The organism is Caulobacter sp. BE254, from assembly GCF_031457295.1.
In the GTDB taxonomy this organism is placed as follows: domain Bacteria; phylum Pseudomonadota; class Alphaproteobacteria; order Caulobacterales; family Caulobacteraceae; genus Caulobacter.
Genome location: NZ_JAVDWJ010000005.1, coordinates 285070 through 303694 on the forward strand (window position 1 = coordinate 285070; position 18625 = coordinate 303694).

The following is an 18625-nucleotide window of genomic DNA, read 5'->3' on the forward strand; positions in this document are numbered from 1 at the left end:
ACCGGACGTCGAGCTCGAAACCCGCCCATCGGACTTCAATAGCCTCCGAGCTGCACCGACGCGCGGCGGCGGATCTGGTCCGACGGCATGGGGGTCACCCCGCGCACCGCGAAGGCGATGGACTGGGCGGCGTCGTAGGACACCGCCACGGTCAAGCGGCCGCCGCTGTCGATCACCTCGGTCGACACCTTGGCCGGGATCAGTTCGGCGTCGCTGGCGCTGGCGGCGACGGCGGCCTTGGCCAGGCTGATCCGTTCGACGGTCGTGGTTCCCGGGATCGCCGCCCGGGCGGCGTCGTTGGCCAGTTGCTGAACCGAGTGCGATATCCAGAAATAGCCGCCATAGCTGATGATCCCCATCAGGATGAAGATCAGCACGGGGGCCAGGAAGGCGAACTCCACTGCGGTCGCGCCGGACTGGTCGCGTCCTAGGCGCCGAACGCTCACGATCGTTTCGCTAGTCTTCCTCATCGCTCGATTCCTTCTCGCGAAGATTGCGCGAGTAGGATCGTCCCGGCTTGGATGCAGCCAGGTTTATCCGCATAGTACGTAAAATACGTATTTTACGGCGACAGCCTGTCTCGCCTGAAGGATGTCGCCATCGATTGTCGCTCAACCGCCACGATGGTAGCTTGGCAAGGACTAGAGCATCTCGGTCAAGCGGATTCACGGGCAAGACGGAGATGACTGATTCTCCGTATTTTCTGGGGCGGCCATGACCAACGACTCTCCCGCCACGCACGCCACGGCCGGCGAAGTCAGCCGCAATTTCGGCCAGTGGCAGGACGTCGCCCTGACCGGTCCCGTCATCATCACCCACCACGGCCGCCCGCGCGTGGTGTTGCTGTCGGCGGACCGCTACGCCAGCTGGAACAACCTGCCGACGACGGGCGGAAGCCTGGAAGGCCATGTCGCCGAGACCAGCCGCGAGGCCCTGCTCGAACAGATGGCCGAGGGCTTCATCGCGCTGGATCCGACGCTGCGCGTCACCAAGGTCAATCCGGTGTTCGAGGCCCTGGCCGGCCGCAGCGCCGGCCAGCTGGTCGGGGCCGCCTGGAGCGACCTGTTCCCCTTGCCCACCCAGGCGGTGATCGCCGAGCAGATGCGGCGGGTGCTGCGCACCGGCGAGGCTGTCGAGTTCGAGGCCGATTCCACGGTTCAGCCCGGTCGCTGTTACGGGGTGCGCGTCTTTCCCTATCCGGGTGGCGTCGCGGCCCTGTTCGCCAACCGCACCGAGGAGCACAGCCTGCGCAGCCGCCTGCGCCACGCGCGGGCCATGCAGACGGCGACCACCGCCCTGCCCCGCCTGGCGGTGGCGCGGCTGAACGTCCGCGGCGTGCTGGCCGAGATGGACGAGGACTTCCTGCGCCTGGCGGGATTTTCCAGCGCCGAACTGCTGGACTGCCGGCTGACCGACATCGTCCGACCGTCCGACCGCCGCGCCCTGACCCAGGCGCTGGAAAAGGTCCTGCAGGGCGGCCCGCCGACGCGGGTCGAGACGGCCCTGCTGGTCCGGGCCGGCGACGAACGCCCGATCGAGTTGTCCTTGGCCCCGATCCTGCGCGACGGCGCGGCCGACGGGGTGATGGTGCTGATCCTGGCGGAGGCCTGAGCCTCCGCCAGGGAGCCCTTATTTCTCGGCCTGCGCCTTCAGGCTGGCCAGGCCGGTTTCGAAGTCCTTGCCGGCCGTCTTGTCCATGTTGAAGATCACGTCCATCACCCTGAACAGGAAGGGCGAAGGCCCTTCCATGGCCCAGGTGACGCGGGTGGCGCCGCCTTCGGGGACCAGGGTGAAGATCGTCTTGCTGCGCGACTGGAACGGCTTGGTGAAGTTCAGGTCGATCACTAGCTTCGACGGCGCGGCGGCTTCGACGATCTCCATGCGTCCGGCCCCGGCCTTGCCGTCGCCGCTCCAGGCGTAGGTCGACCCCAGGCCGCTGGCCGGACCGCCATAGGTACGGGTCATGGCGGGGTCCAGCTTCTCGTAGGGCGACCAGGCGCCCCAGGCATGGAAGTCGTCGAGCAGGGCGTAGATCCGCTCCGGCGGCGCCTTGATCACGGTGGAGCGTGCGATGCGGAAATGGTCGGGCTTGGTCGCGGCGTAGCCCAGCAGGGCGACGATCGCGACGACGACGACCACGGCGATGATGGCGACGATCTTGAGCATGGTTGTCCCCTCTCTCGATAGGGACGGGCCGGCCGAGCGGCCCGTCCTCCGGTTCAGGCCTTGGGCGTGGTGGCGATCGACCACAGGAAGCCGTAGGGGTCGCGAACCTGGCCGTAGCGGTCGCCCCAGAACATCAGCTGCACGGGCAGCACCACCTCGCAGCCGGCCGCCACGGCCCGCTCGAACCATTTGTCCACGTCGTCGACCTGCAGGTGCAGGGTGAAGCCGGCGGGCTTCTCGTAGGCGTAGCCGTGCTCGGGATAGGCGTCGCACAGCATCAGCGAGTTGCCGTTGATCCGCAGGTGGATGTGCATCGTCCGGCCCTGCTCGTCCGGCGGGATGCGATAGACGTCCTCGGCGCCGAACGCCTTGAGGTAGAAGTCCGCCGCCTGGGTGGCGTTGGGCGGAACTAGGTAGGGCGCGATACCGCCAGAGACGGCGGGCAGCGGAGGCATCTGTTGTTGAGCGTCGGTCATGGTCGTTCTCTCCTCTTCAGCCCAAAGGACGAACGTCGCATCGCCTTCCCGACACGGGCCGCGAACTTTTTTCGCGGAAATCAGCCGCCGACGCTCTCCTTCATCAGCCGGTCCAGGTGCAGGCGGATGTGGGCGGCTTCGGCGGCGGTGTTGGCCAGGGCGATAGCCTGGTCGAAGGCGACGCGCGCCTCGTCCCGCCGCCCCAGCTGCAGCAACAGCCCGCCGCGCAGGCCGAAGAAGTGGAAATAGCCCGACAGCTTGGGGGCCAGGGGCTCGATCATCTCCAGGGCCGCCTCGGGCCCGGCGACCTTCGCCACCGCCACAGCGCGGTTCAGGGTGACCACCGGCGACGGCGCCAGCTGTTCCAGGTCGCCGTACAGCAGGTCGATCCGCGCCCAGTTGGTGTCCTCGGGACGCTCGGCGCGGTCGTGCTCGGCGGCGATGGCGGCCTGGACCAGGTAGGGGCCGGGTCGGCGGTGGCGCACGGCCTTGTCGATCAGGGCCAGGCCCTCGGCGATCATCCGGCCGTTCCAGAGCGAGCGGTCCTGGTCTTCCAGCAGCACCACCGCCCCCTCGGCGTCGAACCGGGCCGGGGCGCGGGCGTGCTGCAGCAACAGCAGGGCGGTTAGGCCCATGACCTCCGGCTCGCCGGGGAACAGGCGCAGCAGCAGGCGGGCCAGGCGAATGGCCTCGTCGCACAGAGCGCCGCGGGTCAGCAGTTCCTGGCCGCCGGCCGAATAGCCCTCGTTGAAGACCAGATAGACCATGGCCGCCACGGCGTTCAGGCGCTCGGCGCGCTCCTCGACGCCGGGCGCGCCGAACGGCACGTCGGCCGCCCCGATCCGGGCCTTGGCGCGGGTGATCCGCTGCTCCATCGCCGACTCGCCGACCAGGAAGGCGCGGGCGATCTGGCGCACCGAGAGACCTGAGACGATGCGCAGGGCCACGGCCACCTGCTGGGTGGCCGGCAGGTCCGGATGGCAGCAGATGAACAGCAGCCGCAGCACGTCGTCGCGATAGTGCTCGCCGTCCAGCCGGTCGACCAGGGTCGCCTCGGCGTCCTCCAGGTCGGAGATCAGCTCCTCCGGCGGCAGGGGCGAGGACTTGCTCTGCTTGCGCACCCCGTCCAGGGCGGCGTTGCGGCCGACCAGGATCAGCCAGGCGGTCGGGTCGCGCGGCGGGCCGTTCTTGGGCCAGGCCTTCAGGGCCCGCAGGCAGGCGTCCTGGAACGCCTCCTCGGCGGTGTCCAGGTCGCGGAAATAGCGCAGCAGGGCCGCCACGGCCTGGGGCCGCGCGGCGGTCAGGGCGGCGTCGATCCAGGCCGCGTCGATATTGGCGATGGTCATGCCCCGGCTCCCCTGACATGGGCTTGGCGCCCGCGAACCTGACTCGGCGCGCCGGCCAGGCTGCCCGGACGATAGACGGCCAGCGGCCGGATTTCATAGGCGCCCCGGTCGGGATTGGCCACGGCCAGGTCGCGGGCCACGGCGATGGCCGCCTCCAGGTCCGCGCAGTCGACGACATAGAAGCCCAGCAGCTGCTCCTTGGTCTCGGCGAAGGGACCGTCGATCACCATCAGCTCACGGCCCTTGCGCAGGGTGACGGCGGCTGTGGTCGGCAGCAGGCGAGCCGCCGCCCCCATCCGCTCGGCGGCGGCCAGGCCGGCCTCGACCGCCCCCAGCCGGGCCATCACCGCGGCGTCCTCGGCCGGACTCCAGGCGCCGACCACGTCCTCGAAATTGTAGCAGAGAATGGCATAGAGCATGGGATGGGCGCCTTGATCGTACGGAGGACGATCGAGGGCGGGGGGATCCGACAGGGGGCTGGGAAAAATCGGCGCGCCCTGGCGTCAGCCTGGCGCCAGGGCCATGGGCCAGGCCTTGGCAAACGGCCCTGACGGGGCAGTGAGGTCCGGAACCTCTACCCTTCGTAGGAAAAGGGCATTTCGTTGCCATCGGCGTCCTCGAACCGCCAAGTATCCTCGCGGGCGAGCAGGCCCACCTTGGCGACCGCAATCGCATTTTCGATACATTGAAAGGCATGCACGCCATAGGCCTTGATCGACCAGTCGCCGCACCCCTCCAGCGTCACCAGAGATTCGAAAGCGCCCCGCTCGTTTATAAGCGGCGCCTCGATTTTCACGACCATGGCTTCGCGACCACCGCCATCCTTGCGTACGGCGACAAATTCAAATCGCAAGGCATTACTTGTCATCGAAACACCAAAGAAAAATCAGTAAGGATATTGGTTGCAGTCAGCGTAACAATTTCCAAGGTGCGTCGCCGCTCTTGCCCAGCAAACTGCCTTTACAGCGGCGCCTTCTTTAGCGTTACAAAGATCTGTATCAATATAATAAATTACTTCGCAGGTCCTGCGGCACCTATTTCTAGGCGTAGGGCAAGAACCTTCTCCATATGAACTTGCATCGCATTCCAACTGAAACCGAATTGGCGTCACCAATTCATGCGACTTAGCCGGAAGACTTTCACTCGGCGTCGCAAAAACGGAAGTCGGGAGGACGAACGCAAGGCCGAGAATTAAATTCAGGCGTTTCATCTGAAATCCCGAAAAGAGCGGGCAGCGGCGCCGCTTGCGTGAGCAATCTATATGGTTGAGTAAGAAGGGACAATGAACCCATGGCGCGCATTTCTGGCGATCAGATCGACCCTGTTGTTGATCGAGCCGCTCTTGAGGAACCCCATATTGCCGGGCCATGTGGGCGCTCTTTGAAGAGCCCCTTCACCGTCACCGCAGCTCGCTGGAATATGGCGAGATGAACCATCGGCATCGCCAGGATATCCGCTCTAGCCTGCCCCTGCATGGTCGCTTGACCCAGTTCATGGAAGGCAAGGACATCGCCGGTTCCCGATGTGGGGACCGAGGTGGTGGCTGGGGGCGGGATCGAACCGCCGACCTGTGGGTTATGAATCCACCGCTCTAACCATCTGAGCTACCCAGCCGCACGAAGCGGAGGCGGGCTTATAAGCGCAAAGCGGGGGCGGCTTCAAGCCCGTCCGAGCATCCGATCGAGCACCGCGTCCAGACGCCGCTGCAGGCTGGCGGGGCCGTATTCGGCCAGCACCTTGGCGCGGGCGGCGACGCCCAGGGCCACCGCCTTTTGCGGCGTCGCGACCAGGCCGGCCAGCGCCCGGGCCAGGGCGGCGGGGTCGCCGGGCGGGACCAGGGCGCCATCGACGCCGTCGGCGATCAGCTCCACCGGCCCGGCGATTGCGCTGGACACCACCGGCAGGCCGACGGCCATGGCCTCCAGCAGCACCAGCGGAAAGCCCTCCTGGTACGAAGGGAAGGCGAAGACGTCGCCGGTCGCCAGGAAGGCCGGGACGTCGTCGCGCCAGCCGGCCAGGCGCACGCGATCCTGTAGGCCGTGCTGGGCGATCAGCCCTTCCAGCCGGCCGCGCTCGTCGCCCTCGCCGGCGATCTCGCAATCGAAGGCCTGGCCCCCGAAACCCTCCCACCCGTCGCGCAGCAGGGCCAGGGCGGCGACCAGGACGTCGAAGCCCTTCTTGGGATGCAGGCGGCCGGCGGCGACGATGCGCGGCGGAAGGCCGGTCCTGGAGAACGGCGTCGCCAGAACCGTCGGCGGCTTCACGGCGTTGGGCACGAAGTGCACCCGCTCGGCCGGGACGCCGCGCGCCGCCGCCAGTTCGGCCAGGTGCTGGCCGACGCAGACATAGTGGGTGCGACCAAAATGGGTGCGTGTCGTCTCGACGTCGAAGGCCGGCTTGTGCACGCAGACCGCCAGCAAGGCCCCCGGCGGGGCGACCCTGGCCAGCAGGCGGGCCGGTCGCTGGCCGTGGCTGAGGATCAGGTCGGGCGCCGTGGTCCGGACGATCGCCCGGGCGGCGCCCAGGGTGAGCGGATCCCAGTCGGTAAAGGCCGGCATGGTCGCCAGCGGCGGGACGCGGCCGGCCTGCTGGACCGCGACCTGGCCGCCGGCCCGCACCAGGCCCGTGGCCGCCCCGCCCCGCGTGGCGGCGTAGGCTTCCAGGATCGGCTGGTAGTCGAGGAACACCTGCTCCAGGCCGCCCAGGCCCTTGCCCAACATGGCGTGCAGGATGGCGGTCAAGGCGGGCTCCGCGAAAGACGCCGGGGCTGGCGAGGGCGGACCTTGGTTTGGGGCGCTGCGCAAGTCAACGCTCGCCCTTCGCCGTCATCCGGCGCGGCCGAAGGGCGGATGACAACGGGGCGTTGCGATGACAACCTCGACGCCAGTCCCCCTCCCCCAATCGGACAGTCCCCCATGCGTCTTCGTCCTCTCGCCCTCGCCGCGCTGGTCCTGTCGGCGTGCGGTCCCGCCAACACCGTGCAGGCCCTGCCGAACCCGCCGGTCGAGACCGGCCCGCCCAACGCCCCCGACCAGAAGCCGGCCTTCCCGCTGCAGACCCGGGCTCCGGAGGAGAAGCTGGGCGTGGCCTACCAGGTCGAGACCCTGGCCACGGGCCTGGACCACCCCTGGAGCCTGGCCTTCCTGCCGGGCGGGGCCAAGCTGGTCACCGAGCGGGCCGGCCGGCTGCGGATCCTGGGGGCCGACGGCAAGCTGTCGCCCGCCGTCGCCGGCCTGCCGCCGGTGTTCGCCGAGGGTCAGGGCGGCCTGCTGGACGTGGCGCTGGACCCCGACTACGCCAAGAACGGCCTGGTCTACTGGACCTATGCCGAGCCGCGCGACGGCGGCAACGGCACCACCGCGGCGCGCGGCAAGTTGGTGCTGGGCGCGGCGCCCCGGCTGGAGAACGTCCAGGTGATCTGGCGGCAGATGCCGACGATGGATTCGCCCCTGCACTTCGGCGGCCGCCTGGCCTTCGCGCGTGACGGGGCGCTGTTCGTCACCACCGGCGAGCGCTCGATCCTTCCTGGCCGGATGCAGGCCCAGAACCTGGACGCGGCCCTGGGCAAGGTGATCCGGATCAGGCCCGACGGCTCGATCCCGGCCGACAATCCCTATGTCGGCAATCCGCAGGCCAAGCCGGAGATCTGGTCCAAGGGCCACCGCAACGTCCAGGGCGCGACGATCAATCCCTGGACCGGCGAGCTGTGGACCGTCGAGCACGGCGCCAAGGGCGGCGACGAGATCAACACCCCCAAGGCCGGCAAGGACTATGGCTGGCCGACCATCACCTATGGCGAGGAATATTCGGGCAAGCCGATCGGCGAGGGGATCACCCAGCGTCAGGGCCTGGAGCAGCCGATCTACTACTGGGACCCGGTGATCGCCCCCTCGGGCCTGGCGTTCTATGACGGCGGCCTGTTCCCGGCCTGGAAGGGCAGCCTGTTCGTCGGCGGCCTCAAGGGCTACCTGGTGCGGCTGACCGTCAAGGACCACCAGGTGGTCGGCGAGGAGCGCCTGCTGTCGGAGCTGGGCTTCCGCATCCGCGACGTGAAGGTCGGCCCGGACGGGGCGCTGTACCTGGTGACCGACGAGGATGACGGGCGGGTGCTGAAGCTGACGCCGAAAAAGGGATAGTCCGGGGAACTTGCCCCCTACGGGCCTTCGGCCGTCTTCCCCCAGAGGGGGAAGAGCCTAAAGCGAAGGCTCCGCCCCCTATGGGGGCGGACAGACCGCGAAGCGGTCAGGTGGGGGCAAGAGTAGAAAACCGCTACTTCGGCTTGCCCTTCCTAGCCTCCCACAGGCTCGCTGCCAGCGAGGGCTTGCCCTTCAGCAGGGTGGCGGCGGCCATGCCGGCCATGAACGAGGCGGTGGGATGCTCCTGCATCAGGGCCAGCACGCGCTTGTCCAGCGGCGGCTGGCGGGTGCGGGCCAGGTGCTGCTTCTGCAGCAGGGCCCAGACGGCCACGACCACCGCGGCCACGACCGCGACGATGGCGTAGGCCCAGGCCGAGCCGACCCACTGGGCCAGGAAGGCGAACACCGCCATCGCCCCGGCCACGGCGGCGATCGCCGCGGCCATGATCAGGCCCGCCCCGGCCATCAACCGCGAAATCAGTCTGTCGATGAAGTCGTCCAGCATGGCGCCCTCCTGAAAAGCCAAGACGGCAACGCGCGAGACGCCAGTTGGTGGCAAGTTGGTGGCAAGCCCTTACGCGGTCAGGCGCCGCGCGACATCTTCGCCGATCGCCAGCGAGCTGGTCAGGCCCGGGCTCTCGATGCCGAACAGCGCCATCAGCCCCTCCAGGTCGTGGCTGTCGGCGCCGCGCAGCTGGAAGTCGGGCTGCGGCTCGTCCGGACCGTGGATCTTGGGGCGGATCCCGGCATAGTCGGGAACCAGCCGGTCGGCCGGCACGTCCGGCCAGAACTTGCGGATATAGTCGGCGAAGGCGGCGGCCTTGGCCGGGTCGACCGAATAGTCGGGGGCCGGGACATATTCCAGGTCGGGGCCGAACACCGCCTGGCCGCCCAGATCGTTGCGATAGTGGGTGCCCAGGGCCCCATGGATCGGCGGCGGATAGATCAGGCGCTGGAACGGCGCCTTGGCCGCCAGCCGGAAATAGACGCCCTTGCCATAGTGGGCGGCGGGGATCTGGTCGGCGGGGAAGCCGTCGATGGTCGCAGCCACGGCCTGGGCCGACAGGCCGGGCGCGGTGACCAGCAGGCGGCTCGAGAGGCTGGCGGGCTCGACCCCGCCGATCCGCACCGTGAAGCCGCCGCCGGTCCGGGGCGTGGCGCCCTCGAACGGGGTGTCGACCACCACCGCCCCGCCGGCCGCCTCGATCTCGCCCTGCAGGGCCAGCATGTAGTCGTGGCTGGCGAACACGCCGCTTTCCGGCGACAGCAGGGCGGTGTGGGCGTTGAGGCCGGGCTCCAGCGCCCGGGCCTGGGCCCCGGTCAGGTGCTCCATGCGCTCGACCTCGTTGGCCAGGGCTTGTTCGTAGATAGCCTCCAGCTGCGGGATCTCACCCACGTTGGTGGCCACGACCAGCTTGCCGCACTTCTTGTAGTCGACGTGGTGCTTGTCGAGGAACGCATACAGCAGCCGCCGGCCCCGGACGCAGAACCGCGCCTTCAGCGAGCCGGTCGGGTAATAGAGCCCGCCGTGGATCACCTCGGAATTGCGCGACGACACGCCCTGGCCGATATGGCCCTCGCCCTCCAGCACGGCGACGATCAGACCGCGCCGGGACAGGGCGTAGCCGCAGGCCAGGCCCACGGCTCCGGCCCCGACCACGACCGCGTCGAAATCGAACTCTTGAGTCATTTGAGGGTCGCCGAATGCTCGACCGCGCGGATCAGAATCTCGCTGTCGGTCACCTCATAGAAGATGACATAGGCTCCATAGGGCAGACGACGAAAGCGCGGATGGCTGCCTACCGCCTGGGCCATGAAAGGAAACGGAACCAGCTTGTCCAGATCGGCTCGCAAGGCCGATACGAACCGCTCGGCCGCGCGTGGACTGTCCGCCGCGATATGATCGCGGATGCCGTTCAGGTCGCGCACCGCGCGCGGTGTCACGACCAGCTTTCGACTCACTCTCCGGCGGCCTCGGCGCGCGCCTTGAGGTCCGCCAGCATCTCCGCGAAGAACGTCTCCGCATCGACGCAGTCTTCGGGATCGATCGCCTCGGCTTCCAGCTCATCGAGAAAGCTTTCCAGCTTTTCAGAACCGCCCATGATCTCAGAGGCGCGCCGGTAGTTCAGTTCGGCCAATTCAGCGGCGACAGCCTCCTCCAACGACGAGAATTCGCCGCGCTCGACCCGCGCCTGAAGATCGAAGGCGTCTTCGGGCGAAAGGGTCACGGCGACCGGGGCTGGATGGACCGGCTTGTTCATGCCCAGAGCCTATCACGAAGCCCAGGGCGCGCCAGTCTTCACCCCGCCCATTGGCTCCACAGGGTCGCGGCCTCGGCCTTGGCCTTGACCACCGAGGCGTCCTTGACGTGGCCGTAGCCGCGGATCTCCTGCGGGATCGACGCGATGCGCGCCGCCAGGGCCAGGCGCTCGGGCGTCAGGCCGCCGGCCAGGCGGTCCAGGGTGATCTCGTAGTCGGCGACCAGGCCGCGCTCCATGCGGCGCTCCTCGGTGCGTCCGAACACGTCCAGCGGGCCGCCGCGCAGGCCCTTCATCTTCGCCATCAGCGGGAAGGCGTAGTCCAGCATCCAGCCGCCAAACGCCATCTTGCGCGGCCGGCCGTCCTTGTCCTTGGGGGCGAGGATCGGCGGGGCCAGCCAGACCTTGGCCTTGCCGCCCTTGAAGGTCCCAGCCAGCTCGGCCGCGAACCGTCCGTCGGTATAGAGTCGGGCGACCTCGTACTCGTCCTTGTAGGCCATCAGCTTGTAGAGGTTCACCGCCGCCGCGCGGGTCAGGGTCTCCCCGCCGCCGTTCGCCGCCTCGGCCAGGGCGACCTTCTCGATCCTGGCCGCGTAACGCTTGGCGTAGGCCTCGTTCTGGTAGGCGACCAGGTCGGCGGTGCGCTTGGCGATCAGGTCGGCCAGCGGCATGGTCTCGGGCGTCGGCACGTCCACGTCGCGCGGCCCCATCGAGGCTGGATCGTGCGCCACCCGGCGGCCCAGCTCGAAGGCGGCCAGGTTGGACTCGTAGTCGACGCCGTTCAGCTTGATGGCCCGATAGACCGCGCGGCTGGACAGTGGGATCACCCCGCGCTGCCATGCGAAGCCGACCATGATCATGTTGGCGAAGATGGCGTCGCCGAACTGGCTCTCGGCCAGGTGCTGGGCCGGGCAGGCGTCGAACGACTTGGTCGCGCCCTTGATCCGCCGGGCCATGGCCCCGCTGTCGAAGCGGATGTCGCGGCTGGTGACGAAGTCGGCGGTCGGGGCGAAGTCGCTGTTGCCGAACGCGGCGGTGCGGTCCTTGGCGTACAGCGACAGGCCTTCCGGCGAAGCAGCCACCAGCATGTCGCAGGCGATCAGAACGTCGGCGCTGGCGGCGGGCACGCGGCCGCCGACCACCGTCTCCTCGGTCTCGCCGATCTTGACGTGACTGAACACCGCCCCGCCCTTCTGGGCCAGGCCGGTCATGTCGACCACGCTGCCGGCCCGGCCATCGACATGGGCGGCCATGGCCAAGATCGAGGCTACGGTGGTCACCCCGGTGCCGCCGACCCCGGTGAAGATGATCCGGCGCACGCCGTGGAAGTCGTCGAACATCGGCAGGGGCGTGGAGTCGGCGGTTAGGGCCGGGGCCTTCTTGGCCTTCGTGTTCTCCGCGCCCTCCAGGGTGATGAACGACGGGCAGAAGCCGTCGACGCAGCTGTAATCCTGGTTGCAGGTCGACTGGTTGATCTTGCGCTTGCGGCCGAACTCGGTGTTCAGCGGCTCGACCGACACGCAGTTGGACTTGATCGAGCAGTCGCCGCAGCCCTCGCAGACCAGCGGGTTGATGAACACCCGCTTGGTCGCCTTGGCCAGGGTCCCGCGCTTGCGGCGGCGGCGCTTTTCGGTGGCGCAGGTCTGGTCATAGAGCAGCACCGTCGTGCCGGGGGTGTCGCGCAGCATCTTCTGCACGCTCATCAGTTCCGAGCGCGGGAAGACGTCGACGCCGGGGGCCAGGTCGGTGACGCCCTGGTAGCGCTCCAGCTCGTCGACGACGATCACCGTGCGGGCGACGCCTTCGCTGGCCAGCTGGCGGGTGATCTGGGCCGGGGTGAAGCCGCTCTCGGCCCGCTGACCACCGGTCATGGCTACGGCGTCGTTGAACAGCAGCTTGTAGGTGATGTTGGCCCCGGCCGCGATGGCGGCCCGGATCGCCAGCGAGCCGGAGTGATTGTAGGTGCCGTCGCCCAGGTTCTGGAAGACGTGCTTCTCGGTGGTGAACGGCGCCGCGCCCACCCAGGTCAGGCCCTCGCCGCCCATGTGGGTGTTGAGGTCGGTCATCGGGTCGTTGAAGCCGGCCATGTAGTGGCAGCCGATGCCGGCCAGGGCCCGGCTGCCCTCGGGCAGCTTGGTCGAGGTGTTGTGCGGGCAGCCCGAGCAGAAGAACGGCTTGCGCTGCTGGTCGGCGGCCAGGCTGACGGCGGCGACGCCGGCGGCCGAGACGCGGTTCAGATAGGCCTGGGCCCGTTCCATGTGCGGGCCGTCCGGCAGGCGGTCGTAGATGGCCAGGGCGATCTCGGCCACCGACAGCGAGCCCAGTTCCGACAGCAGCGGATGGCCGTGCTCGTCCAGCTTGCCGATGATCCGGGGCCTGGCGTGGGCGGGAAGGTCATAGAGCGCCGCGCGCGCCTGAGGCTCGATCAGCCCGCGCTTGTGCTCGATGACCATCAGGGTCTCCAGGCCCGCGGCGAAGGCGCGGATGCCCAGGGGCTCCAGCGGCCAGGGCATGCCGACCTTATAGATCGACACCCCCAGGTCGGCGGCCTCCTCCAGGCTCATGCCCATGGCGGTGAAGGCTTCCAGCACGTCCTTGTAGGCCTGGCCCTGGCAGACGATGCCCAGGCGCGCCTTGCCGACCCGCACCGAGTGGGCGCCCAGCACCACCCGGTCGATGCCATTGGCCCGGGCGAAGGCCAGGGCGGCGGGGATCTTGTGCAGACGGAGCCGGCGCTCCTTCTCCATCGGCTGGTCCTTCAGCCGGATGCCCAAGCCGCCGGGCGGCATGGGGAAGTTGTCGGGGACGACGATCCTGTGGCGGTCGAGCGAGACGTCGATGGTCACGCCGCTGTCCATGGTGTCGGCCAGGGCGATCATGCCGGTCCACAGGCCGCTGAACCGCGACATCGAAATGCCCATCAGGCCGTAGTCGAGCACTTCCTGCACATCGGCCGGCGACAGCACGGGCATCTCGAAGTCCTGGAAGGCGAATTCGGACTGCGACGGCAGGGTCGAGCTCTTGCAGGCGTGGTCGTCGCCGGCCACCGCCAGCACGCCGCCGGTCGGGAAGCTGCCGGCGAAATTGGCGTGCTTGAAGACGTCGCCGGTACGATCCACGCCCGGCGCCTTGCCGTACCACATGCCGAACACCCCGTCGTGGGTCGCGCCCGGGAACAGGTTGGCCTGCTGGCTGCCCCAGACGGCGGTGGCGGCCAGGTCCTCGTTCAGGCCTTCCTTGAAAACCACGTCATGGGCGGTGAGCAGCTTGGACAGGCGCGCGGCCTGCTGGTCCAGCCCCCCCAGGGGCGAGCCGCGGTAGCCGGACAGGAAGCCCGCCGTATTGAGCCCGGCCCGGGTGTCCAGGCGCTTTCGATCAAGGAGGACGCGGATCAGCGCCTGCACGCCGGTGATGAACGCGCGACCATTTTCGAGTAGATATTTGTCGTCGAGCGTGACTTCCGAGTGCCGCATAGCAAAAAAATTCCTCCCGGGTCTTCTCGCCCGCTCAGCAATATCTTATAGAAACGGGGAAATTGTTTGCCCAAGGTGTGCCCGACTCAAGGCCGCTTTGCGCACGATCAACGCGCCAATCACCCTCTGGGGGGAGGAATTCTTGTCCGAACAACTCGACGCTGTGGATGCCAAGATCCTCGATCTCATCCAACACGACGCCGGACTGTCCGTCGCCGAGATCGCCGAGCGAGTCGGCCTGTCGTCCAGCCCGTGCTGGCGGCGGATCAAACGGCTGGAAGACGCGGGCGTCATCCAGCGCCGCGTCACGATCCTGGACCGCGAAAAGCTGGGCCTGGGCTTCGAGGTCTACTGCACCGCCAAGCTGTCGCTGCCAACCAAGGAAAACCTTGAGGTCTTCGAGCAGGCGGTCGCCAAGTGGGCCGAGGTCGTGCAGTGCGCCACAGTAACCGGCGCGGCCGACTACGAGCTGCGAATCGTCACCCGCGACATGCGCGCCTTCGACGAGTTCCTGCGCGACAAGCTGCTGTCGTTGGGCCTGGTCAGCAATATCGAGAGCCGCATCGTCATCCGCGGCGTCAAGAACTCCACGGCCGTGCCGCTGGGCCTGGTCAGCCCGTATGTGAGCCCGCTGGGCTAGATCTTTTCTAGAGCCTCCCCCTGTGGGCAGGGCTATCGCATATGAAGAACGAAAGGTGGACGGCCTGAGCCGTGCGTCCAATCGAGACCAAAAAGGCAGGCTCGTGAGTCTGTTTGGATTCGTTTTGTTCGCCTTTTGGTAGAGCTTGCCTCGATCCAACGCGGGCTCTCGATAGGACGAATCCATATGCGATACCCCTGCCCCACGGGGGGAGGCATTTGTTCTAGAATCCGCTCGCCAACCCCTGCACACTAAGGGCTCCAGCCTCCCGGAGCCCTCCCCATGATCGACCTCGTCATCGACCAGCGCCGCAAGGATCTCGGCGGTTTCGAGGTGGGCCGCGTGCTGCCGTTCCACAGCCGGCGGATGGTGGGGCCCTTCACCTTCTTCGACCACATGGGGCCCGTGGCGTTCGAGCCCGGCTTCCCGCGCACGGTCGACGTGCGCCCGCACCCGCACATCGGCCTGTCGACCCTGACCTACCTGTTCGAGGGCGAGATCACCCACCGCGACAGCGTCGGCTCGCAGGTCGAGATCCGCCCCGGCGAGGTCAACTGGATGACCGCCGGCAGCGGCATCACCCACTCCGAACGCTTCGAGCACCTGCGCGAATATGGCGGCCCCATGCACGGCATCCAGGCCTGGGTGGCCCTGCCCGACGGCCAGGAGGAGATCGCCCCCAGCTTCTCTCATCATTCGCGCGACGAGATGCCGGTCTATGAGGACGGGGGGTTGAAGGCCGCCCTGGTGGCGGGCAAGGCGTTCGGCGCCTCGGCCAAGGTGCCGGTGTTCTCGCCGCTGTTCTACGTGCACTGGGAGATGGCGGCGGGGGCCAAGGCCGGCTTGCCGGCCGAATATCCCGAGCGCGCCGCCTATGTTGCGGTCGGCAAGGTCGAGGCCGCCGGCCAGGTGCTGCACGCCGGCCAGATGGCGGTGTTCAAGCCGGGCGAGACGATCACCTTCGAGGCGCTGGAGCCCTCGACCGTCATGCTGCTGGGCGGCGAGCCGGTCGGGCCGCGCTTCATCGAGTGGAATTTCGTCCATTCGTCCAAGGACCGCATCGAACAGGCCAAGGCCGACTGGTGGGCCCAGCGCATGAAGCTGCCCGACCTGGACGACCAGGAATTCACCCCCCTGCCCGAACCCCCGCCGCCGGCCCCGCCGATGTCGTGAGCGGTTCGGGGTAACGATGGGGACACACACTCACCCCATGCTTCAACCGTACTGGTAAAGCGAGGGGAGTGAGTGTGTGTCCCCGCCTCTCGCGCTGGCGCCTACAGAAAAGGCCCCGGCAGCCGTAGCGGTCCCGGCCCGACCTCGTCGTCGGCCTCACCCGCCTCGTAGTGCGCCGCCAGCTTGGCGCAGGCGCCCAGGACCAGGGCTTCGACGAAGGCCGTCTCGCGACCGGTTAGCCGGACGATCTCGGCCAGGGCGTGGCCCCGGCCGGCGGCCATGTCCATCACCGCGACTTCCTGGACCGACAGCGCCGCGCGGGCGCGGGCCAGCCGCTCCACAGCGTCCAGCCGCTGGAAGCCGTCGTCGCTGGCCAGCGCCTGGCGGTAGTCGCGGCCATACAGGGCGGCGGCCTGGGCCTCGGCGAAGCCGATGTCGGGGCCAAGGTCTTCGATGGGGATGGGCGGGTTTTCGGACGTCACGGAGCGGCTTCTAGCATGTTCGATGCGCGCTCACCTGCCCCCTACGGACCGCTTCGCGGTCGTCTTCCCCCAGAGGGGGAAGAGCGCTCCGCCCTCTATGGGGGCGGACAGACCGCGGAGCGGTCAGGTGGGGGCAAGTGTTCACCGCACGATCCCTGTTGAATCCCACCACCCTCAGCGCTCATAACGTCATCATGACCGACACCGCCCTCGAAACCTTCGTCCGCGGCCTGCCCAAGGCCGAGCTGCATATGCACATCGAGGGCAGCCTCGAGCCCGAGCTGATGTTCGAGCTGGCCGCGCGCAACGGCGTGACCCTGCCGTTCAAGACGGTCGACGAGATCCGCGCCGCCTACGCCTTCTCCAACCTGCAGGACTTCCTGGACATCTATTACCAGGGCGCGGGCGTGCTGCAGACGGCGGCCGACTTCAAGGACCTGGCCCTGGCCTATTTCCGCCGCCTGGCCGCCGACGGCGGGACCCACGCCGAGATCTTCTTCGACCCCCAGACCCACACCGACCGCGGCGTGGCGTTCGGCACGGTGATCGACGGGCTGACGGCGGGCATGGAAGAGGCGCAAGCCACCCTGGGCGTGACGTCCAAGCTGATCCTCTGCTTCCTGCGCCACCTGGACGAGGCGTCGGCCTTCGCCACCCTGGAGCAGGCCAAGCCCTATCTCGACCGGATCGCCGGGGTGGGCCTGGACTCCTCGGAGGTCGGCCACCCGCCCGCCAAGTTCGCCCGGGTGATGCAGGCCGCGCGCGACCTGGGCCTGAAGATCGTGGCCCATGCCGGCGAGGAAGGTCCGCCGGCCTATGTCTGGGAGGCGGTCGACATCCTGGCCGTCGACCGCATCGACCACGGCAACCGGGCCCTGGAGGACGACTGCCTGACCGCCCGCCTGGTGCAGGACGGCACGACCCTGACCGTCTGCCCGCTGTCGAACCTGAAGCTGTGCGGCGTGTCCGACCTGAAGGACCATCCGCTGAAGCGCATGCTGAAGCTGGGCCTGAAGGCCACGGTCAATTCCGACGACCCGGCCTATTTCGGCGGCTACCTGCTGGAGAACTACGTCCAGACGGCCCAGGCCCTGGACCTGTCCCGCGACGAGCTGGCCGTCCTGGCCAGGAACAGCTTCAACGGCTCGTTCCTGGACGAGGCGGAGAAGGCCCGGCGGGTGGCGGCGATCGACGCCTATGTGGCGGCGCACTGACCATGCTTGAACCCTCTCCCAAAGGGAGAGGGAGGGGCCCATCGCATCGCGATGGGAGGGTGAGGGGTTTGGACGTCCGCCGGCGCGCCGGCAGGGCGCTGAGTGAAATTGGGTAGGGTGTAACCCCTCATCCTCCCACCGCTTCGCGGCGGGCCCCTCCTTCTCCCTCTGGGAGAAGGTGATTACAGCGCTTTCCTCACCGCTTCCGCCAGCTCGTCCAGTTCGGCGATGCCGAGATCGGCATGGAACGGCAAGCTCAGCACCGACTGAGCCAGGCGATCGGCGACCGGGGTCTGGTCGCGGATGACGATTCCCGGGCCGACCGGGTTGGTGGCGTAGCCCATCTCGGCCAGACGCGCGGCGACGAGCGGGGCGGATCCTTGCGGCAAGCTGACGACCCAGGCGTCGGACACCCAGCTCATCCCCCAGCCCGGCTGGAAGCCGATCCGGGCGCCCAGCAGCAGCATGCGCAGGCGCTGGGCCGCGGTGGCCAGGCGCAGGCGCTGGCCCGACCAGCCCTCGAGCCCGGCGTCGCCGACGAAGGCCGGAGCGTCCAATCGGGCGATGAAGTCGGCGTCCTGGCTGGCCACGAACACCCCACGCCCGCTGGGCAGGCCGACGATCACCGGGACCGGGGCCTCCATGATCACGTCGAAGCCGTCGGTGGCGTCGACCACGATCGGCAGGCCGGTCTCGCGCTGGAAGGCGGCCCAGGCGGTCATGTCCGGGGCGCGGCCGAAGGCGCAGGTGGGGACGATGGCCTCGATCGGCGGCGGAGCCTCGCCGAGCCGCTCGCGCAGGTGGGCCGGGTCGAACATCCAGCTGCAGGGATCCACGTCGACCAGCCAGGGCCGCAGGCCGGCGGCGGCGATGGCTTCCAGGGTGGCGGCCGAGGCCAGGGCCGGGACGATGCAGACGCCGCCGCGGCGGACGCCGGAGGCGAGCAGGGCGGCGGTCAGGGCGGCGACGCGGGTGGAGACGGCGCGGACGGCGGTGGGGCGGTCGAAGCGGTCGGCCAGCCGGGCGTCCAGGCCCGAGGCCAGGCCCTGTCGCAGCACCTTCTCCACGGCGGCGAAGTCCAGGGGAACGCCGGCCGCGGCCAGGGCCGCCTCGACCGTGGCCTGCTTGCGGACTTCCGGCGACACTTTGGGGAGGGCTTGCATCAGACGTCGCTTCCGAACAATCCGGCCCCGTCACGCAACGGCGCCGTTATGGTTAAGCAAACGTATCGAGTGACTCGGGGGCCCTGGATGCGGCGCGC

General features: G+C 68.6%; 19 protein-coding genes and 1 tRNA gene. 5 read left to right on the forward strand and 15 right to left on the reverse strand.

Features of this window, described 5'->3' with window-relative positions:
* Positions 1-35: 35 nt before the first annotated feature.
* Positions 36-446, reverse strand: coding sequence for a pilus assembly protein (locus J2X41_RS12115; RefSeq protein ID WP_310082126.1), 411 nt, complete (start codon positions 444-446; stop codon positions 36-38).
* Between the two features lie 268 nt (positions 447-714).
* Here J2X41_RS12115 and J2X41_RS12120 point away from each other — a divergent pair, with 268 nt between their 5' ends.
* On the forward strand, positions 715-1611 hold the full coding sequence (locus J2X41_RS12120; RefSeq protein WP_310082127.1) for a PAS domain-containing protein: 897 nt from the start codon (positions 715-717) through the stop codon (positions 1609-1611).
* An 18-nt stretch (positions 1612-1629) separates the two neighbouring features.
* Here J2X41_RS12120 and J2X41_RS12125 read toward each other — a convergent pair whose 3' ends face one another.
* The 7 genes from J2X41_RS12125 to J2X41_RS12155 all read right to left on the reverse strand — a co-directional run bounded on the left by J2X41_RS12125 (position 1630) and on the right by J2X41_RS12155 (position 6729).
* Positions 1630-2166, reverse strand: a complete 537-nt coding sequence (locus J2X41_RS12125; RefSeq protein ID WP_310082128.1) for an SRPBCC family protein — start codon at positions 2164-2166, stop codon at positions 1630-1632.
* 53 nt (positions 2167-2219) lie between these two features.
* Entirely contained in the window at positions 2220-2642 is a 423-nt protein-coding gene (locus J2X41_RS12130; protein ID WP_310082130.1) for a VOC family protein, read from the reverse strand.
* 80 nt (positions 2643-2722) lie between these two features.
* Positions 2723-3988: an RNA polymerase sigma factor gene (locus J2X41_RS12135; RefSeq protein WP_310082131.1), complete on the reverse strand. Its 1266-nt coding sequence runs from the start codon at positions 3986-3988 to the stop codon at positions 2723-2725.
* Positions 3985-4407 carry a YciI family protein gene (locus J2X41_RS12140; protein WP_310082132.1) on the reverse strand — a complete coding sequence of 141 codons (423 nt, stop codon included), beginning with the start codon at positions 4405-4407 and terminating at the stop codon, positions 3985-3987. The genes J2X41_RS12135 and J2X41_RS12140 overlap by 4 nt, the downstream gene beginning before the upstream one ends.
* 155 nt (positions 4408-4562) lie before the next feature.
* Positions 4563-4856: a hypothetical protein gene (locus J2X41_RS12145; protein WP_310082133.1), complete on the reverse strand. Its 294-nt coding sequence runs from the start codon at positions 4854-4856 to the stop codon at positions 4563-4565.
* A 669-nt stretch (positions 4857-5525) separates the two neighbouring features.
* Positions 5526-5602 (reverse strand) — tRNA-Met (locus J2X41_RS12150).
* A 44-nt stretch (positions 5603-5646) separates the two neighbouring features.
* The gene (locus tag J2X41_RS12155; protein WP_310082134.1) at positions 5647-6729 is read right to left on the reverse strand and encodes a glycosyltransferase; all 1083 of its coding nucleotides are present in this window, start codon (positions 6727-6729) and stop codon (positions 5647-5649) included.
* 174 nt (positions 6730-6903) lie between these two features.
* Between J2X41_RS12155 and J2X41_RS12160 the strand changes: the two genes are divergently transcribed.
* Positions 6904-8124 (forward strand): PQQ-dependent sugar dehydrogenase, encoded by a 1221-nt coding sequence (locus tag J2X41_RS12160; RefSeq protein WP_310082135.1) that lies wholly within the window; start codon positions 6904-6906, stop codon positions 8122-8124.
* Between the two features lie 133 nt (positions 8125-8257).
* Here the strand turns inward: J2X41_RS12160 and J2X41_RS12165 are convergent, their stop codons facing one another.
* The 5 genes from J2X41_RS12165 to J2X41_RS12185 all read right to left on the reverse strand — a co-directional run bounded on the left by J2X41_RS12165 (position 8258) and on the right by J2X41_RS12185 (position 13855).
* On the reverse strand, positions 8258-8629 hold the full coding sequence (locus J2X41_RS12165) for a hypothetical protein (protein WP_310082136.1): 372 nt from the start codon (positions 8627-8629) through the stop codon (positions 8258-8260).
* A 69-nt stretch (positions 8630-8698) separates the two neighbouring features.
* Positions 8699-9814: an NAD(P)/FAD-dependent oxidoreductase gene (locus tag J2X41_RS12170; RefSeq protein WP_310082137.1), complete on the reverse strand. Its 1116-nt coding sequence runs from the start codon at positions 9812-9814 to the stop codon at positions 8699-8701.
* Positions 9811-10086, reverse strand: coding sequence for a type II toxin-antitoxin system RelE/ParE family toxin (locus J2X41_RS12175; RefSeq protein WP_310082138.1), 276 nt, complete (start codon positions 10084-10086; stop codon positions 9811-9813). Before J2X41_RS12175 ends, J2X41_RS12170 begins: the two co-directional genes overlap by 4 nt.
* Entirely contained in the window at positions 10083-10385 is a 303-nt protein-coding gene (locus J2X41_RS12180; protein ID WP_310082140.1) for a hypothetical protein, read from the reverse strand. The genes J2X41_RS12175 and J2X41_RS12180 overlap by 4 nt, the downstream gene beginning before the upstream one ends.
* A gap of 38 nt (positions 10386-10423) precedes the next feature.
* A complete protein-coding gene (locus J2X41_RS12185; protein ID WP_310082142.1) occupies positions 10424-13855 on the reverse strand; it encodes an indolepyruvate ferredoxin oxidoreductase family protein in 3432 nt (1143 codons plus the stop codon).
* A 142-nt stretch (positions 13856-13997) separates the two neighbouring features.
* On the opposite strand from J2X41_RS12185, the gene J2X41_RS12190 reads away from it, so the two are divergent.
* Together J2X41_RS12190 and J2X41_RS12195 are read left to right on the forward strand one after the other, a co-directional pair.
* Positions 13998-14495: an Lrp/AsnC family transcriptional regulator gene (locus J2X41_RS12190; RefSeq protein WP_029589380.1), complete on the forward strand. Its 498-nt coding sequence runs from the start codon at positions 13998-14000 to the stop codon at positions 14493-14495.
* A gap of 282 nt (positions 14496-14777) precedes the next feature.
* Positions 14778-15668, forward strand: coding sequence for a pirin family protein (locus tag J2X41_RS12195; RefSeq protein ID WP_310082144.1), 891 nt, complete (start codon positions 14778-14780; stop codon positions 15666-15668).
* Between the two features lie 101 nt (positions 15669-15769).
* Here the strand turns inward: J2X41_RS12195 and J2X41_RS12200 are convergent, their stop codons facing one another.
* Entirely contained in the window at positions 15770-16150 is a 381-nt protein-coding gene (locus J2X41_RS12200) for a hypothetical protein (RefSeq protein ID WP_310082146.1), read from the reverse strand.
* A 194-nt stretch (positions 16151-16344) separates the two neighbouring features.
* Between J2X41_RS12200 and J2X41_RS12205 the strand changes: the two genes are divergently transcribed.
* Positions 16345-17364 carry an adenosine deaminase gene (locus J2X41_RS12205; RefSeq protein WP_310082148.1) on the forward strand — a complete coding sequence of 340 codons (1020 nt, stop codon included), beginning with the start codon at positions 16345-16347 and terminating at the stop codon, positions 17362-17364.
* 182 nt (positions 17365-17546) lie between these two features.
* Here the strand turns inward: J2X41_RS12205 and J2X41_RS12210 are convergent, their stop codons facing one another.
* A complete protein-coding gene (locus J2X41_RS12210; RefSeq protein ID WP_310082150.1) occupies positions 17547-18527 on the reverse strand; it encodes a DegT/DnrJ/EryC1/StrS family aminotransferase in 981 nt (326 codons plus the stop codon).
* Positions 18528-18625 lie beyond the last annotated feature (98 nt).

Bases quoted from the DNA above. Each gene is read 5' to 3' on its own strand.
- J2X41_RS12120 (WP_310082127.1), top strand. From the start codon at position 715: ATGACCAACGACTCTCCCGCCACGCACGCCACGGCCGGCGAAGTCAGC.
- J2X41_RS12125 (WP_310082128.1), bottom strand. From the start codon at position 2,166: ATGCTCAAGATCGTCGCCATCATCGCCGTGGTCGTCGTCGTCGCGATC.
- J2X41_RS12130 (WP_310082130.1), bottom strand. From the start codon at position 2,642: ATGACCGACGCTCAACAACAGATGCCTCCGCTGCCCGCCGTCTCTGGC.
- J2X41_RS12135 (WP_310082131.1), bottom strand. From the start codon at position 3,988: ATGACCATCGCCAATATCGACGCGGCCTGGATCGACGCCGCCCTGACC.
- J2X41_RS12140 (WP_310082132.1), bottom strand. From the start codon at position 4,407: ATGCTCTATGCCATTCTCTGCTACAATTTCGAGGACGTGGTCGGCGCC.
- J2X41_RS12145 (WP_310082133.1), bottom strand. From the start codon at position 4,856: ATGACAAGTAATGCCTTGCGATTTGAATTTGTCGCCGTACGCAAGGAT.
- J2X41_RS12160 (WP_310082135.1), top strand. From the start codon at position 6,904: ATGCGTCTTCGTCCTCTCGCCCTCGCCGCGCTGGTCCTGTCGGCGTGC.
- J2X41_RS12165 (WP_310082136.1), bottom strand. From the start codon at position 8,629: ATGCTGGACGACTTCATCGACAGACTGATTTCGCGGTTGATGGCCGGG.
- J2X41_RS12170 (WP_310082137.1), bottom strand. From the start codon at position 9,814: ATGACTCAAGAGTTCGATTTCGACGCGGTCGTGGTCGGGGCCGGAGCC.
- J2X41_RS12180 (WP_310082140.1), bottom strand. From the start codon at position 10,385: ATGAACAAGCCGGTCCATCCAGCCCCGGTCGCCGTGACCCTTTCGCCC.
- J2X41_RS12185 (WP_310082142.1), bottom strand. From the start codon at position 13,855: ATGCGGCACTCGGAAGTCACGCTCGACGACAAATATCTACTCGAAAAT.
- J2X41_RS12195 (WP_310082144.1), top strand. From the start codon at position 14,778: ATGATCGACCTCGTCATCGACCAGCGCCGCAAGGATCTCGGCGGTTTC.
- J2X41_RS12205 (WP_310082148.1), top strand. From the start codon at position 16,345: ATGACCGACACCGCCCTCGAAACCTTCGTCCGCGGCCTGCCCAAGGCC.
- J2X41_RS12210 (WP_310082150.1), bottom strand. From the start codon at position 18,527: ATGCAAGCCCTCCCCAAAGTGTCGCCGGAAGTCCGCAAGCAGGCCACG.